Source organism: Mesorhizobium norvegicum (genome assembly GCF_004919685.1).
Classification (GTDB): Bacteria; Pseudomonadota; Alphaproteobacteria; order Rhizobiales; family Rhizobiaceae; genus Mesorhizobium; species Mesorhizobium norvegicum.
This window is the reverse complement of sequence record NZ_SMYZ01000004.1, coordinates 62,471-78,387: the sequence shown is the minus strand read 5'-3', so window position 1 is coordinate 78,387 and position 15,917 is coordinate 62,471. Positions and strand designations below refer to the sequence as shown.

The 15,917-nt window shown below is 65.2% G+C and carries 16 protein-coding genes; 9 read left to right on the top strand and 7 right to left on the bottom strand.

Annotated elements, in window-relative coordinates:
* Positions 1–72: 72 nt before the first annotated feature.
* Both FCU66_RS02320 and FCU66_RS02315 read right to left on the bottom strand, forming a co-directional pair.
* Positions 73–2,799, bottom strand: a complete 2,727-nt coding sequence (locus FCU66_RS02320) for a winged helix-turn-helix domain-containing protein (protein ID WP_136619086.1) — start codon at positions 2,797–2,799, stop codon at positions 73–75.
* On the bottom strand, positions 2,800–3,498 hold the full coding sequence (locus FCU66_RS02315) for a GNAT family N-acetyltransferase (protein ID WP_246093729.1): 699 nt from the start codon (positions 3,496–3,498) through the stop codon (positions 2,800–2,802).
* A 166-nt stretch (positions 3,499–3,664) separates the two neighbouring features.
* On the opposite strand from FCU66_RS02315, the gene FCU66_RS02310 reads away from it, so the two are divergent.
* Genes FCU66_RS02310 through FCU66_RS02295 form a run of 4 tightly spaced genes read left to right on the top strand, consistent with a single transcriptional unit; the run spans position 3,665 to position 7,999 of the window.
* Positions 3,665–4,960, top strand: a complete 1,296-nt coding sequence (locus tag FCU66_RS02310; RefSeq protein ID WP_168991937.1) for an ArgE/DapE family deacylase — start codon at positions 3,665–3,667, stop codon at positions 4,958–4,960.
* On the top strand, positions 4,957–6,015 hold the full coding sequence (locus tag FCU66_RS02305) for a phosphotransferase (RefSeq protein WP_136619083.1): 1,059 nt from the start codon (positions 4,957–4,959) through the stop codon (positions 6,013–6,015). Before FCU66_RS02310 ends, FCU66_RS02305 begins: the two co-directional genes overlap by 4 nt.
* The gene (locus FCU66_RS02300) at positions 6,016–7,326 is read left to right on the top strand and encodes an aspartate aminotransferase family protein (RefSeq protein ID WP_168991936.1); all 1,311 of its coding nucleotides are present in this window, start codon (positions 6,016–6,018) and stop codon (positions 7,324–7,326) included.
* 16 nt (positions 7,327–7,342) lie between these two features.
* The gene (locus FCU66_RS02295) at positions 7,343–7,999 is read left to right on the top strand and encodes a GntR family transcriptional regulator (RefSeq protein ID WP_136619081.1); all 657 of its coding nucleotides are present in this window, start codon (positions 7,343–7,345) and stop codon (positions 7,997–7,999) included.
* Between the two features lie 4 nt (positions 8,000–8,003).
* Here the strand turns inward: FCU66_RS02295 and FCU66_RS02290 are convergent, their stop codons facing one another.
* From FCU66_RS02290 to FCU66_RS02270, 5 genes are read right to left on the bottom strand one after another with little or no spacing between them, the layout of a single operon-like run.
* Positions 8,004–9,308, bottom strand: a complete 1,305-nt coding sequence (locus FCU66_RS02290) for an NAD(P)/FAD-dependent oxidoreductase (protein ID WP_136619080.1) — start codon at positions 9,306–9,308, stop codon at positions 8,004–8,006.
* The gene (locus FCU66_RS02285; RefSeq protein ID WP_168991942.1) at positions 9,305–10,288 is read right to left on the bottom strand and encodes a branched-chain amino acid ABC transporter permease; all 984 of its coding nucleotides are present in this window, start codon (positions 10,286–10,288) and stop codon (positions 9,305–9,307) included. The genes FCU66_RS02290 and FCU66_RS02285 overlap by 4 nt, the downstream gene beginning before the upstream one ends.
* On the bottom strand, positions 10,285–11,193 hold the full coding sequence (locus FCU66_RS02280; RefSeq protein ID WP_136619078.1) for a branched-chain amino acid ABC transporter permease: 909 nt from the start codon (positions 11,191–11,193) through the stop codon (positions 10,285–10,287). The genes FCU66_RS02285 and FCU66_RS02280 overlap by 4 nt, the downstream gene beginning before the upstream one ends.
* Positions 11,190–11,939, bottom strand: coding sequence for a branched-chain amino acid ABC transporter ATP-binding protein (locus FCU66_RS02275; protein ID WP_136619077.1), 750 nt, complete (start codon positions 11,937–11,939; stop codon positions 11,190–11,192). Before FCU66_RS02275 ends, FCU66_RS02280 begins: the two co-directional genes overlap by 4 nt.
* A complete protein-coding gene (locus tag FCU66_RS02270; protein ID WP_136619076.1) occupies positions 11,936–12,733 on the bottom strand; it encodes an ABC transporter ATP-binding protein in 798 nt (265 codons plus the stop codon). Before FCU66_RS02270 ends, FCU66_RS02275 begins: the two co-directional genes overlap by 4 nt.
* A 126-nt stretch (positions 12,734–12,859) precedes the next feature.
* Here FCU66_RS02270 and FCU66_RS02265 point away from each other — a divergent pair, with 126 nt between their 5' ends.
* Genes FCU66_RS02265 through FCU66_RS02245 form a run of 5 tightly spaced genes read left to right on the top strand, consistent with a single transcriptional unit; the run spans position 12,860 to position 15,905 of the window.
* Positions 12,860–13,594: a GntR family transcriptional regulator gene (locus tag FCU66_RS02265; RefSeq protein ID WP_127327034.1), complete on the top strand. Its 735-nt coding sequence runs from the start codon at positions 12,860–12,862 to the stop codon at positions 13,592–13,594.
* Positions 13,591–14,073 (top strand): DUF3830 family protein, encoded by a 483-nt coding sequence (locus FCU66_RS02260; RefSeq protein WP_136619075.1) that lies wholly within the window; start codon positions 13,591–13,593, stop codon positions 14,071–14,073. Before FCU66_RS02265 ends, FCU66_RS02260 begins: the two co-directional genes overlap by 4 nt.
* Before the next feature lies 1 nt (position 14,074).
* Positions 14,075–14,428, top strand: coding sequence for a TIGR04076 family protein (locus FCU66_RS02255; protein ID WP_136619074.1), 354 nt, complete (start codon positions 14,075–14,077; stop codon positions 14,426–14,428).
* On the top strand, positions 14,425–15,480 hold the full coding sequence (locus FCU66_RS02250) for an aldo/keto reductase (RefSeq protein WP_136619073.1): 1,056 nt from the start codon (positions 14,425–14,427) through the stop codon (positions 15,478–15,480). Before FCU66_RS02255 ends, FCU66_RS02250 begins: the two co-directional genes overlap by 4 nt.
* The gene (locus tag FCU66_RS02245; RefSeq protein ID WP_136619072.1) at positions 15,477–15,905 is read left to right on the top strand and encodes a DUF4440 domain-containing protein; all 429 of its coding nucleotides are present in this window, start codon (positions 15,477–15,479) and stop codon (positions 15,903–15,905) included. The genes FCU66_RS02250 and FCU66_RS02245 overlap by 4 nt, the downstream gene beginning before the upstream one ends.
* Positions 15,906–15,917 lie beyond the last annotated feature (12 nt).

Below are 15,917 nucleotides of genomic sequence, written 5' to 3'. Positions count from 1 at the left end.
CTAAAAACCAGGTGACGCTTAGCAGGCTTACAACGGCTCCGCCCGCCCCGAAAGGAGGGCTGCGCCTGTTATCTATGCCCCTCCTTTCGGAGGGGTAGGGGCGCCTGCGGACCCTTGCGCGGCGCGCACGGCCTGGACCCGGTTGGTCACCGCGAGCTTGCCGAAAATGTTCTTCAGGTGCCATTTCACCGTGGTTTCGCTCACCGACAGCGCAAGGGCGATATCGCGATTGGACATGCCCTCGGCGAGATAGCGCAGCAGTTCGGCCTCGCGCTGGGTGAGATGTTCCTTCTCAGCGGCTGGTGTGGCCAGCTTGCGCGTCGCCACGGGCATTGTCTGCGCGGCGTCGATGATGCGCGTCGCATAGGCCGACAGTGCGGGATCGGTCTTTGCCTGGGCCGCACGCAGCCGCATCAACCCTTCGACGACAGATCTTCCCTCGTCGACAAAGGAACGGATGAAGCCGGAGGGTTGTGCGAGGCGCAGCGCGTCGAGGAGAGTGCGGTCTGCCTCGCGCGGATCGTGGGCGGCGCTGGCTGCCTTGGCGCGCAGGATCAGCGCCAATATATGGCGGCGCATACGCCCGCTGTCTCTCGTGCGCTCCAGAAGCGCGTCGAAAATCTGCGCTGCGTCGGCATAGGATTTCTCGGCCGTCAGCAGGCGGCCCTCGGCGAAGAACTCGAACTCGTTGGCGGTGGTGATGACCGTCGACGCCTCGGTCTCTTCGCCGCGATGCTCGGCCAGCAGCGTGCGCCCCTCGGCATTGCGGTTCTGGTCGAGCAGCACGCGTATGCGGTCATGCATGATCATCGATGCTAGGCGGCGATACACCGTGCCCCGCACGCGTTGATAAACGCGCTCCAGCATGTCCAGTGCCGCTTCGGTACGGCCGGTCAGCTGCAGCACGCGGGCATAGGTCGGCACGCTGGCCAAGGGATAGACGATGACCGCCGCGCCCTCGATCTGCGGTCCGAGATTCTCGACCAGGGTCAGCGCCTCGCCCGACGCGTTGGTCTCGTAGGCAAGTTCGGCAAGCAGCGTGCCGGCCAAGGCCTCGGCATAGGAATTTGCGCCGATCCGCGCCCTGGCCTCGATGATGGCGTTGCGCAGCAGCCGCTCGGCGGCGGGCAGGCGCCCCGCCGAACGCTCGACGACGGCCATGTAGCAATTGGCGATGGTGACGCCGAGCAGGCTGCCGCTGCGCTCGTGCGCCCGGCGTGCCGCATTGATCGCAGCGCGGGCACCTTCGAGGTCGCCCAGCGCATAGAGGTTGTAGCCAATGACATTGGCGGTCGCGCCCTCCATGAACCAGGCATCGGGCGCGATGACGCGCAGGGCGGCAAGGGCTGTGTCGCGCGCCTGATCGAACTGCTCCAGCGTGCTGTGGACGGCAGCGGCAAGGACCACCAGCTCGGCCTCGATCGTGGTTCCGGTCATGGTGCCTGGGTCATTGCTGTCGGCCGGTCCGGTCTCGACCAGCTTGCGCGCGTTGCTGAGCGTCTGTTGGGCAATCTCGGGCTGGCTGCTGTGCACCGCCAGCCACAGAACCACCAGTTGCAGCCGGATGCGCTGGTCGACCAGTTTTCTGGGCAGCAGCGCCAGCAGCTGCCGTACGTAAAGAAGCTGGCACTGGGCGATGAGGTCGAGCGCGTTGTTTTCGACGAACACCGCCGCACGGGCCTGGTCGCCGGCGGCCAGCGCGTGCCCGATCGCCTCGGTCAGCATCTTGCGCTCGCCGAACCATTCGGCGGCTGCCAGATGCAGCGGCGCGATCATCTCCGGCTCGCGCCGTTCCATTTCGCGGCTGAGGAAATCGCGGAACAGATGATGGTAGCGGAACCAGCGCCGCTCTTCGTCGAGCGGCACCAGGAACAGGTTGCGCGTCTCGATTTCGGTGATCGCCGCCTCGGCGTCGGCCGCGCGCATCACCGCCCGGCAGGCCTCGGCGCTGAAGCGTTCGAAAATCGAGCTGTAAAGCAGGAACTTCGCGATCGCCGACGGCAATTCCAGGAACACTTCGCCCATCAGGAAGTCGGCGACGTTGCGGTTGGCGCCGGTGAAATTGCCGATCACCGTCTCGGGTGCATGCGCGGCACTCAGCGACAGCGAGGCCAGTTGCAGGCCGGCGGCCCAACCTTCAGTGCGCGAGCACAAGGTTTCCACCGTGCCGCTGCTGACGCTCAGGCCCAGCTTCTCGTTGAAGAAGGCTTCGGCCTCGGACGAAGCGAAACGCAGATCGTCGGGGCCGATTTCGAAAACGTCGCCAAGCACCCTGAGCTTGCCGAGCTGCAGGTCGGGCAGGCTGCGCGAGCCGATGACGAAGGCAACGTTTGCCGGCGCTTGCCGGGTCAGGCGCTCCATGAACCGCTTCACCGCCTGCGCCTCGATGGCGTGGTAGTCGTCGAAGAACAGTGTGATGTCAGCCTCGCGCGCCGCCAGACCCGCCACAAGTGCTGCGAGCACGACATCGAGCTGCGGGATCGGGCTCGACTGGAAGGCGAGGTCGAGTTCCGCTGGGTTCTGCACCAGATGGCGCAGCGCCCCCACCAGATGCGACAGGAAGGCACCCTCATCATTGTCTGATACCTCGCAGGACAGCCATGCGGTCAGCCGGCCGAGTCGCACGACTTCCGTGGCCCATTGCGCCATCGTCGTCGACTTGCCGAAGCCAGCCGGCGCGGCGAACAGCACGATGCGCGTGTCGACATGGCGCTCAAGCGTCGACAGGATGGTCTCGCGGCGGACCCATCGGCGATGGTGCGGCGACGCTTGGCTGACGGATTGCGGAGCTGTTCTCATCTAGGTCCGCGCAACCTGCCGGCTCTCCGGGGAGAGCGAGGCTCCCTTGCCATTGCTCCACTCCGCGTCGATCAGGGGAATCTGCGGTGCGGCATTGCGCGGCAACGTTCCCTTGATGCGGGGATCGTCGACAATCTCAAACCCGGTCGCGAAGGGCACAAATCCGCAGGCACTGTAGAACCCGATGACGCTGTGATGGTCGAAGCTGCTTGTATGCAGCCAGATACGGTTCGGATCGAGACGCCATGCGAGATCCAGTGCGCCGGCCATCAGCCGCTTGCCGAAACCTCGGCCGGTCAATGAGGGGAACAGGCCGAAATAGGTGATCTCGATCTCGCTGCTGTCGGCGACGAAGAATTCGACCATGCCGAGATGGGCGCCGGTCTCGTCATGGCCGTAGTAGAGGTGCTGGCGCGGGTCGGCGAAATGCGCCGCGATCTCGGCATCGGACATTTCGGAAACCCGATCCCACAGCCAGGGCGCGCCGATCTCGAGGAAGACCGCCCGATAGGAAGCGCAGTCGGGCATGGCGATCCGGGTCATCGCCAGAGGTTGCGCGAGATCGGGCTGTGGAGCGCGCGCCTCCATCCACGTCACGGCATTGGCGAGCTTGCCCGCCGGCAGGCGCCGGTAGCCAGTGGCGAGATCGGTGATTTCGGCCGGCATCGTGTCTTCGGTGATCAACGCATTCCTCGTCATGTCTTCCAGACAGCAGTATCGGCTTGCTGCATCCGATGCCAACTCCCCAGCGGCGTGGCGGCATCGAACGGCAGCTCTGGCCTGAAGTTTCGGTCCGTATGCCTCTTGCAATTCATAGAAATGGCATATGAGATATGATACACCATCCAGATGAAAGTGAAATATGATGCCTGAGCGGATTGCGGACGAGGCCATTCTCAGCGCGGTCGATGACGGCTTCGCGCGGCAAGTCGCGTTTCTGCAAGACCTCGTGCGCTTTCCCTCGCAGCGTGGCGAAGAACATGCCGCACAATCGTTCATGGCGGCTGCCTACGAGGCTGACGGCTATGCAGTCGACATGTGGCGCGTCGATGTCGATGCGATTCGCGACCTGCCTGGTTTTTCACCCGTGGCGGTTTCCTATGACGACGCCTTCAATGTCGTTGCCACCCACACGCCGCGCAACGCGACCGGCCGCTCGCTGATCCTCAACGGCCATATCGATGTCGTGCCGACAGGGCCGCTCGACCGCTGGGTCCGTGATCCCTACGATCCGGTGATCGAGGACGGCTGGATGCATGGCCGCGGCGCCGGCGACATGAAGGCCGGCCTGTCCGCCTGCCTCTATGCACTGGCCGCCTTGCGCAGCCTTGGCCATCAGCCGGCCGCGAACGTCTATCTCCAGTCGGTGGTCGAGGAAGAATGCACCGGCAATGGCGCGCTCGCCTGCCTGCAGCGCGGCTACCACGCCGACGCCGCCTTCATTCCCGAACCGCTGGAGCCGAGGCTGATGCGGGCGCAGGTCGGGCCGATCTGGTTCAGGGTCGAGGTCGACGGCGATCCGCAGCACGCCTCGGGTGCATTCTCGGCCGGCGCCAATGCCATCGAAAAGGCCTTCGTCATCATCCAGGCACTGAAGCAGCTCGAAATCGTCTGGAACGCGCGCAAGGTCGATGACAAGCATTTCCACGATCACCCGCACCCGATCCGCTTCAACCTCGGCAAGATCGAAGGCGGCGAGTGGACATCGAGCGTTCCGGCGCGCTGTGTCTTCGAGATGCGCGTCGCCACCTATCCCGGCCAGAAGCTCGAAGACGCCAGGGCCGAGCTCGAGGCCTGCATCGCCGATGCGGCGCGCGCCGACCCGTTCCTGGCCAACCGCCCGCCGAGCCTCACCTACAATGGCTTCATGGCCGAGGGCTTTGTGCTGGAGGGCGCCGACGAGATGGAAGCCGTGCTGCGCCGCAGCCACACCGCCGTCTGGGGCGAACCGCTGACGGAACATGTGACCTCGGCGACCACCGATGCGCGCTTCTTCGGCCTCTACGCCGACACGCCGGCGATCGTCTATGGCCCGATCTGCCGCATGCCGCATGGCTATGACGAGGCCGTCGATCTCGACTCGGTGCGCAAGGTCACCCAGACGATCGCCCTGTTCATTGCCGACTGGTGCGGCCTCGAACCCGTCGAGGCTAGGCCATGAATGCGGCCGTCCCCGATGCGTTCGGCGAAACACTCGCCGAGGACGCGCCTGATGTCTCGACTGCCGACGCGCTTGCCATTTTGCGCCGGCATTACGGGCTCACCGGCACCGCGCGCCCGCTGCCTGGCGAACGTGACCATAATTTCCACATCCAGACAGACGGCGAGGGCGAGTTCGTCCTGAAGATCTCCCATCCGGCGGAAGAAGCCGGCTTCACCGACTTCCAGAACAAGGCGCTCGGCCATATCCTTGCGGTCGACCCGACCTTGCCGGTTCCCTCGGTGCGCAAAAGCCTCGAAGGCGAAGCGCAGTTCGCGATCAGTGTCGGCGGATCGGCGCCGCGTATCATCCGGCTGGTCACCTATCTGCCCGGCCAGTTGCTGTCGCGCTCGCCGACTTCTGAGGCGCAGGACCGCATTCTCGGTATCTTCCTCGCCCGCCTTGGCCGGGCGCTGCGCGGTTTCTTCCATCCGGCCGCCGGCAGCGACCTGCTCTGGGACATTCGCAAGGTCGCCAAGACGCGCCCGATGATGGCCCATATCGCCGATCCCCGGCGGCGGGCCATGGTCGGGCGTGCGATCGACTCCTTCGAGGAGCATGCGGCGCCGGTCATCCCGAAACTGCGCGCGCAGATCGTCCACAACGACATGAATTCCTACAATGTGGTGATGGATGCGTCGCGGCCGGAGGTCGTGAGCGGCATCCTCGATTTCGGCGACATGATCCATTCGCCGCTGATCTGCGACCTCGCCATCGGCGCCGTCTATCGCTGGCCGGCGGAAGGTCATCCGCTGGCGCCGGCCGCGCGCTTCGTCGCCGGCTATCAATCGGTGCAGCCGCTCGAGGCGGAAGAGATCGGCATTCTTTTCGATTTGATCCGTGCCCGCCTTGCGCTCATCGTCAACATCGCCAGTTGGCAGGCCGAGCGCTTTCCGGCCAAGCGCGACTATGTGCTGCGCCTCGCCACCGAGGTCTGGGCTTCGCTCGAACGGCTGGACGAACTGTCGTCCGCTGACGCCCGCCGCTATTTTCTCGACCATTCCAATCCGGAGTAGATGCTCGTGTCCCAGTCCTCGCCTTACCCTGCAAATGCCGACGCGGCTGCATCGGAGCGCGCGCTGCTCGAACGCCGCGCCAGGCTGCTCGGGCCGACCTACCGCGCTTTCTACCGCAACCCCATCCATCTGGTGCGCGGCAGCGGTGTGTGGCTCTACGACGCCCAGGGCCGTAGATTCCTCGATGCCTACAACAACGTCGCCTCGGTCGGGCACTGCCACCCGCGCGTCGTCGAGGCGCTGTCGGGGCAGGCCGCCACGCTCAACACCCACACGCGCTATCTCAGCGAGATCATCCTCGACTATGCGGAGAAACTTCTCGGCACCGTTCCGGCCCATCTCGGCCACGCCATGTTCACCTGCACCGGCAGCGAGGCCAACGATCTCGCCATTCGCATCGCCCAGCATTCCAGCGGCGGCACCGGGGTAATCATCACCGATTTCGCCTATCACGGCGCCACGATCGCGACGGCGCAACTTTCGCCGGCGGCGGTCGGGGCAAAGGGCGTACCCGCGCAGCATCGCAGCGTAGCGGCGCCGGACACGTTCCGCGACCATGGCCGGGCCGCGCATGATTTCGCCAGGAATGTCGCTGCCGCCATCGAGGACATGCGCGCAAAAAATATCCGTCCTGCCGCACTGCTTCTCGACTCGGCCTTTTCCAGCGACGGCATTTTCTTTCCGGCTGCCGCGGTCATGCGCGAGGCGGCGGACCATGTGAAAAAGGCCGGCGGTATCGTCATCGCCGACGAAGTCCAGTCCGGTTTCGGCCGGCTCGGCCAGGGCATGTGGGGCTTCGCCAATTATGGCATCGAGCCCGACATCGTCACCATGGGCAAGCCGATCGGCGATGGGCACCCGATGGGCGCCGTGCTGGTGCGGCCGCAGCTTGTCGCCTCGTTCGGCTCGAACACCGGCTATTTCAACACTTTCGGCGGCAATCCCGTCGCGGCCGCCGTCGGCATCGCCGTGCTGGAGGTGATCGAGGGCGAAGGTTTGATCGAGAATGCACGCAATGTTGGCGCCTATACGAGTGAACTGCTGCGCGCGCTGCAGGGCCGGCATGGCGCGGTCGCCGACATCAGGCACAACGGCCTTTATTTCGGCGTCGAGCTGACGGCGGACGGCGACGAGGCTCTGGCTGCCACCAAGACATCAGTGGTCGTCGAAGCCATGCGCGAGGACGGCGTTCTGATCTCGTCCTGCGGTCCGCGCGGCAATGTGCTGAAGATCAGGCCGCCACTGCCGTTTGCCAGGGACAATGCCGAGCAACTGGCCGAGACGCTCGATCGCGCGCTGTCGAACTGGTGATCGGAGCGGGCCGCGCATGCTGAAGCTCGAACATCAAACCCTGAATGACCGCGCCTATGGCGCGCTCAAGCAGGAGTTGATTTCCGGCGGCTTCAGCCCGGGCCAGACACTGGTCATCCGCAAGCTTGCCGAGACGTTCGGCATCTCGACGACGCCGATCCGCGAGGCGCTGCAGAGGCTTGTCGCCGAGCGGCTGCTCGAGATGCAGAACAACCGCTCGGTCATCGTGCCGTTGCTGTCCGCGCCTGCCTTCGAGGAACTGACGCGCATCCGCATCGCGGTCGAGGGACTGGCGGGCGAGATGGCGGCGACCAGGATGAGCGAAAGCGGGCTGGCTGACATACAGGCGACGCTCGCCGGCATGCAGCACGCCATCGAGGCGGGCGACGCCAGGGCCTATCTGACGCTGAACGAGGCGTTCCACTTCGCCATCTACCAGCATGCCGGAGCGCCGATCCTTTTGAACATGATCCGCGACCTCTGGGGACGGGTCGGCCCCTATCTCAAGCTGCTGATGCAGGCCGATCGCTACATCCCGCAGTCCAACGACGCACACCGCAAGATCGTCGCCGCACTGGAGCAGCGCAGCGGCCCCACTGTGCGGACTTTCATAGAAGAGGACATCGCAATGGCGGCCGCTGTTCTGTCGGCAAACCTTGGCACGGCCAGGTGATGGCCTAGCTCGTCTCGTCCAGCCGGTCGCGCAGCATGCTCCAGCCGAGCAGCATGTTGGGCGCATGCCGCAGCAAGGCATGGAATGGGATTGGCGCCGGCGGCGCAAAGGGCAGCGGCAGGTCGCGGGCGTCGGTTCCAGCGGCCCAGTCCGCCAGCACCTTGCCCATCGCCGTGGTCATGGCAATGCCGCGTCCGTTGCAGGCGCGCCCGGCGATCAGGCCGGGCCCGAGGTCGATCAGGTGCGGCAGGAAATCCGGTTCGACCGCTGCCATTCCCGACCAGTTGTAGGCGAGCGGCGGCAAGTCGGGCAGACCGAGATGCCGGCCAAGCCGCCGCCAGATCATCCGCGGTACGCGCGTATCGGCGCCGACGCCGACGACATGCATGCCGCCGCTGATCAGACGGTCGTCCGCGTCGAAGCGGAAGGTGAACAGATTGCGCCTGGTGTCGCCGACACCCTGCCCGCCGGGAAGCAACCGGCTGCGTACTTCACGAGGCAATGGCGCTGTCGCGATCTGGAAGACTTTCAGCGGGAAATAGGTTCGCTGCAATGTCGGATTGAGGGACCAGCCATAGGCGTTGGTGGCGATCAGCACCTTGCCGGCGCGTACCGATCCCGCCGGCGTTTTCAGCATCCAACCATCGGCCATGCGATCAACCGAGGTGACGCGCGTCTGCTCGAAGATCTTCGCGCCGGCCTTCTCCGCTGCATCAGCGAGCCCGCGCGCATAGGCGACCGGATTGAGCACGCCGCCAGAACGATCCATCCAGCCACCGACATAGCCTGGCACGCCAGTCAGGGCTTCGATCTCCTGCCGATCCAATGTGACTGCCGGCCGGCCACGCTGCGCCCATTGCCCCGCGCGTGACTTGACCTTCTCGAAGGCGGCAGGCGAATGCGCCGGCTGGATCCATCCGTTCTGCACGGCGTCGCAGTCGATGCCGTGCTGCCGGATCAGGCGGAAAACCAGGTCGGCGCTGCCGGCGGCGAAATCGATCAGCCTTTCGCCGCGCGAAGGTCCGAGGTGGGCCAATATGTCGACCGGATCCATCTTGGCGAAGTTCGGCACGACGAAGCCGGCATTCCTGCCGGTCGCGCCCCAGGCGATGAATTCGGCTTCGAGAACGGCGACGGAAAGTCCTTTCCCCGCCGCGTGCAGCGCGGTTGAAAGGCCGGAAAAGCCGCCGCCGACAATGGCCAGGTCGACATCGAGCCCGCCCTGTAGCGACGGCCGCTCGCGGCGGCTGCCGCTGACCGCATGCCAGAGCGACGCGCCCTGCGCTTCCTGCCGGACCACGGCATTCATGAGCCGGAACTGCTCTCGCCCGCAGCGATCTTTGCCCGCTTGCTGAAGCGGGACCGCCGCGGCCTGTCGCCGAACAGGCCGTTCGGCCGGATCAGCAGGATGACACAGAGCATGACGCCGATGGCGGCGATCTGCAGCGCGGCGGCGCGAGCCTGCTGTTCCGGCGGGAACAGGATGCTGGTCAGCGTGCCCGAGCCGGCCCATATCGCCCACACCAGGATGCTGCCGATGACGGCGCCGAGATTGCTGCCCGAGCCGCCGACGATCAGCATCACCCAGACCTGGAAAGTCAGGATCGGCAGGTAATTGTCCGGCGCGATGAAGCCGGTGAAATGCGCCTGCAGCGCGCCGGCCAGCGCCATGATGGCGCCGCCGACGGCAAAGGCCTGGACGCGGTAGAAACGCGCGCTCTTGCCGAGTGAAATCGCCGCCCGCTCATCCTCGCGCAGCGCCTTCAAGACACGTCCCCACGGGCTTCGCGACAAATGTTCCAAGGCGAGATAGGCGATCAGCGTCACCACCGAGACCACGGCAAGGTTGGACAGGTTGAACAGTAGCGGCGTCTCGGCAAGGCTTCCGAAGGGGCGCGGGATGAAGCCGATGCCGAACGGGCCGCCCGTCAGCTTCTGCGCATTGAGCGCGACCAGTTGCACGACGACGGCGACGCCAAACGTGGTGATCGCCAGATAGTCGGATCTGAGCCGCAGCGTCGCCATGCCGGTAAGCGCCGCGGCGATGCCGCCGACGACCATGGCGCCGAGCCAGCCGACAAGGATCGGCAGGCCGAAGCCGCCAAGCCGCGCGGCATCGTCCGGTGTCGTAAGCAGCGCGGATGTATAGGCACCGATGGCAACGAAGCCGGCGAGGCCGACATTGAACAGGCCGGTCAGGCCCCACTGCAAATTGAGCCCCAGCGTGACCAGCGAGAAGATCAGCGCGGTGGTCAGGAAGAAGGCGCCGTAGCCGAGCAGGTCCATCAGCGTTCCCTTACACCAAACAGGCCGATCGGCCGCACGAACAGCACCGCCATCAGGATGATGAAGGAGACGGCGGCGCGCCATTCAGCGCCGATCAATTGCACTGCGCCCGCTTCGGCGAGCCCGATGATCAGGCCGCCGAGCACGGCACCGGGGATGCTGCCGATGCCGCCGAGGATGGCGGCGGCGAACATCGGCAGCAGCATGTCGAAGCCCATGAACGGGCGGATCTGCACCAGAATGCCGATCATCACGCCGGCCACGCAGGCGAGCGCGCCGCCGATGACCCAGGTGACGCGCACCACGCTGGCGACGTCGATGCCGACGATGCGGGCCAGTGCCGCGTTCTGGCTCAGGGCTTGCATCGAGCGGCCGGTCTGCGTGCGCGTCATCAACAGATGCACGCCGAGCACTAGCACGGCGGTCAGTAGCAGAAGGGCGATCTGGTCGGGCGTGATGCGGATGCCGAAGCCGACCGGCATGGCGATCTGGATCGCCCGACTGAAATAGGTCGGCCGCGAGGTGAAGGTGAATTCGAGCAGGCTTCTCAGCGCCATCGAGGCGCCGAAGCTCGCCATCACCACGATGATCGCCTGGCCTTGCGAGCGCAACCGCGCAAACAGCACTTTGTCGAGCAGCAACGCCAAGAGGGCAGTGAAGGCCATGCCGACGATCAGTGCCACAATCAGCGGCCAGCCAAAGGAGAGGGGACCAATGGGTGCCACCTTGCCAACCATCGCGCCGATAGCGCTGACGACCGCGAGCGTGGCATAGGTGCCCCAGGCCATGAAGTCGCCATGCGCGAAGTTCGAGAAGCGCAGGATCGAATAGGTGAGCGTCACGCCGATGGCGCCGAGGCCGATCATCGAACCCGTCAGCAGCCCGTCGACGACAAATTGCAGGCTCATGCCGCGCTTCCTCCTTCGGACTTGAGCGGGCGCTGGCCGAGATAGAGTTCAGCGACGACCGGATCGTTCCACAGTTCGGAGGCGATGCCCTCGTGCCTGTCCTTGCCTTCGACCAGCACATAGGCGCGGTCGCCGATGGCAAGTGCAGCCTTGGCGTTCTGTTCGACCAGCAGAATGGTGACGCCGGATTTGCGGATGTTTGCCAACATCTCGAACACCATCGAGACGAATTTCGGCGACAGGCCGGCCGACGGTTCGTCCAGCACCAGCACCTTGGGATGGACGATCAGCGCCCGTGCAACGGCGAGCATCTGCCGCTGCCCGCCCGACAGGTTGCCGGCGGCGGTGCGCCGCTGGCGGACGAGATCGGGGAAGGCGGCATACATCTCCTCGATGCGCGCAGGAATCTCGCGCCGCTCGAGGATGCCGCAGGCAACTCTGAGATTGTCCTCGACCGACATCAGCGGGAAGATGTTTTCGGTCTGCGGCACGAAGGCCAACCCAAGCCGCACCATGGTGTGCGCGGGGGCGGCCGTGATGTCCTTGCCGTCCAGAAACACCGTGCCGCCGGTGATCGGGACGAGGCCGGCGATCGCCTTGATGAAGCTCGACTTGCCGGCGCCGTTGGGGCCGAGGACGACGACGATCTCGCCCTTCCTGACGGTGATCGAGGCGCCGCGCACGATCGGCACGCCGGGCTCGTAACCGGCTTCGAGGTCGCGGACATCGAGAACGATCTCGCTCATGCCGCGCCTCCGAGATAGGCCTCGATGACGCGCGGGTCGCGAGCGACCTCTTCGGCCGTGCCTTCGCTGAGCAACTGGCCGCTCGCCATGACGAGGACGCGATGGCAGAGCCGCGTCACCATGTCGATGTTGTGCTCGATGAGCAGGAAGGTGATGCCGCGCGCATTGATATCGCGGATGCGGTCGATGATGACTTCCAGCAGCGTCGCGTTGACGCCCGCCGCCGGTTCGTCGAGCAGGATGATAGCCGGGTCGGCCATCATGACGCGGGCGAGTTCGAGCAGCTTGCGCTGGCCGCCGGAAAGCACGCGCGCCGGCTCATGCGCAAGATGGGTGAGGGTGACCAGTTCCAGCAGTTCGAGCGCTTTTGCCCTGGCGGCTCTCTCCTGCGCGGCCACCCGCCATGGCGTGACGAAGTTGGCGAGCAGCTTTTCGCCGGCCTGGCCCTGTGCGGCCAGCATGATGTTTTCGATCAGCGTCAGATTGGGCAGCGGGCGCGGGATCTGGAAGGTGCGGCCAAGGCCACGGCCGATGCGCAGATGCGCGGCTTCGCCCGAGACAGGCGTGCCGTTGAGCAGGATTTCGCCGCTGGTTGGCAGGATGCTTCCGGCGAGCAGATCGAACATCGTCGTCTTGCCAGCGCCGTTGGGGCCGATCAGGCCGAGGATTTCTCCCGCTTTGACGTCAAACGAGACATCGTTGACCGCGACAAGGCCGCCGAACCGCCTGACGACATTCCTTGCCGTCAGAACTGGCGCGCGGGTTTCCCCTTGCCGTTTGGTTGCCTCGCTCATCAAACCCTCTGGCCGAAGACGATCGTTGCCGTCTCCTGATTATGATTTGTGATCACACTTGCTTTGATCACGCTATTCGGCTTTAATTTCATCCGCAAGCCGAAAACCGGCCAAGAACGGAATTCCATGCAAAAGGCTGCCATCGAAAAGAACAACGAGGCGATCGCTGCCCAACTGGCGCCGGTCGGCCGCGAAACGGTGCAGGACCGCGTCTACTCCGAACTGCGCCGCGCCCTGATCGGCGGCCTGTTCGAGCCAAGCCAGGTGCTGACCATCCGGGGCTTGGCTGACGCCTTGGTCACCTCGACCATGCCGGTGCGCGAGGCACTCGGACGGCTGATCACCGAAAAGGCGCTGGAGGCGCTGCCCAACCGTTCGGTGCGCGTGCCGCCGATCACGCTGGAACGCCTCGATGATCTCTTGCGTGCCCGCATCCTGATCGAGGGCGAAGCGATCGCGCTGGCCGCCGCCCGCATGGGGCCGCGCCAGATCGCCACCATCGAAACTATTCTCGGCGAATGGGACGAGATGCGGGCGCTGAAGCACAAGAAGGACGTCGATCGTGAAGTGACGCTCAACCAGAGCTTTCACTTCGAAATCTACCGCTCCTGCGGTTCGGCCGTGCTGATCCCGATGATCGAGAGCCTGTGGCTGCAATCAGGACCCTGCATTCGTGTCGCCATCTATGCCTTCTCGGAAGCCGGCGAGGTCGACACCGCCCAGTATCACCGCCGCATCGTGACGGCGCTGTCCACGCAGGATGCGCAGGCCGCGCGCGAGTCGCTGGTCGCCGACATCAGCCGCCCCTTCACCTTCCTGCGCAGCAAGCTGCAGGCCGCCGCCGCGAAAGACCAGACATGACCGCCATCAGGATCACCGAGCCGCGCTCGCAGCTTTCCGTGACGGCGCTGTTGCTGCCCGGGAAGGCCCCGGAAAACGCTGCCTTCCTCTTGGCCTATCTCGGCACGCCACGCGTCGTCCCGGGCATCCATGCGATGTGGACAGGGCCGGAAATCTCCTGTCCGGTTCCCGCCGCCGATCTCGTGGGCCAGGCCTATGCAAAACCGTTGCCGGCCGAGAACGCGACGCTGACGCCGCAACCGGGCGACATCGTGCTGTCCTACGTGCCGCCACGCATGTGGGGCGGCAATCCCAATGCGATCTTCGACATCGGCCTCTACTACGGGCAGGGTGCGCGGCTGCTGTTTCCGATCGGCTGGCTGGCCGGCAGCGTGGTGGCGCAGGTACGCGTCGAAGAGCGTGATCAATTCGCCGCCGCTTGCGGTGTCATCCGCCGCAACGGCGCCTGCGATGTCACCTTCAGCCTGGTGGAGGCCTGAAATGGCCGACGACAGTTTCGAGCTGTTCGACCTTCGCGTCGAGGCGGTCATCCCCGAGGGAAAGCCAATCTATTGCGGCGCCAAGGCCGGCGACTACTTCGAGCTCAAGGGCGAGATGCTGTCGATGCCGGCAGGGCAGGGGTTTTCGATTTATTCGATCTCCGCCGTGTTGCCGCTGCTGGCGGCCAAGCAGCGCCCTACCCACCCGAACGACTGGATGACCTCGGACGCCGAGATCGCCTGTCCCGATCCCAATTGCGCCAGCCGGCTCCGGATCGTCAGGGTGGCCAAGCGGCGGTTCAGCCACGCCGAAACCACGGCCGTGCCGCTGCCGAAAGAGGATGACCTGACATGACCGCCAAGACCTTCGAACTCGGCCCCGGCTACACGATCTCGCGCGTCATTCGCGGCGGCTGGCAGCTGGCCGGTGGCCACGGCGCCATCGACCGCAGCCAAGCGGTTGCCGATCTGATCGCCACTTTCGATGCCGGCATCTGGACCTATGATTGCGCCGATATCTATACCGGCGTCGAGGAACTGATTGGCGCCGCGCGCCTGCGGCTGGCCAGCGAGCGCGGCCTCGACGTCGCCGCCCGGATGAAGGTGCACACCAAGCTGGTGCCCGACCTCGAACGGCTGGCCAGCATCAGCCGCGACTACATCAGGGGCATCGTCGACCAGTCATTGCGGCGGCTGAAGACCGAACGGCTCGATCTCGTGCAGTTCCATTGGTGGGACTATGAACAGCCGCGCTATGTCGATGCCATGGGCTGGCTCGACGAACTCCGGCTGGAAGGCAAGGTGCGCAATCTCGGCACAACCAATTTCGACACGCCAAGGCTGGCGGAAATTTTGGCGGCCGGCATCCCGCTGGTCAGCCAGCAGCTGCAATATTCCGTGCTCGACCAGCGGCCGGGCAACAGCCTTGCGGCACTGGCAAAACAGAACGGGGTCAGCTTCCTCTGCTATGGGTCGGTTGCCGGCGGTTTCCTCAGTGACAAATGGCTTGATATGGCCGAGCCCGCCACGCCGCTCGAAAACCGTTCGCTGGTCAAATACAAGCTGATCATCGATGATTTCGGCGGTTGGGACCTGTTCCAGCACCTGCTTCAGGCGCTGAAGGCCGTTGGCGACCGCCACGGCGTCGACATCGCGACCATCGCCAGCGCCTGGGTGCTGGAGCAGCCGCAAGTGGCGGCCGTCATCGTCGGCGCCCGCAACCAGGCGCATGCGCTGGCCAATGCGAAAATCATGGACGTTGCGCTCGACGCCGATGACCGGGCGCGGATTGCTGCCATCATCGCACAAGGCACCGGCCTCGAGGGAGACGTCTACACGCTGGAGCGCGATCGTCACGGCCGCCACGGTTCGATCATGCATTACAACCTCAATGCGGGGAAGAAATGAGCGGCGAGCCCTCCCTGTTTTCACGCGCCAGCACCGAGGTCATCGACCTGCATCGCTTCTTCGTCGACTGGTTCGTCGCCGCGCGCGCCAACACGGCTGATTTCAGCCGCTTCGAACGCGCCATGGGCAAAGACCTCAGCATGGTGGCGCCGGACGGGCAGGTCCTCGATCGCGAAGCGGTCGTCGATCATGTCCGCTCAAGCCGCGCCTCTTGCGACGACGGTTTTGCCATTTCGATCGAGGACATCCGGCCCGGCTGGCAGGACGCCGATACCATCGTCGTCCTTTATGTCGAAGCGCAGCTGCGCGCAGGCAAGCACAGCCGCCGCCAGTCGAGCGCGGTCTTCACCACCAGTTCATCGGCGCCCAACGGCGTCGAATGGCGACATCTGCATGAAACCTGGCTGCAGGTGCCGGAACGCTGAACAGGCTACAGA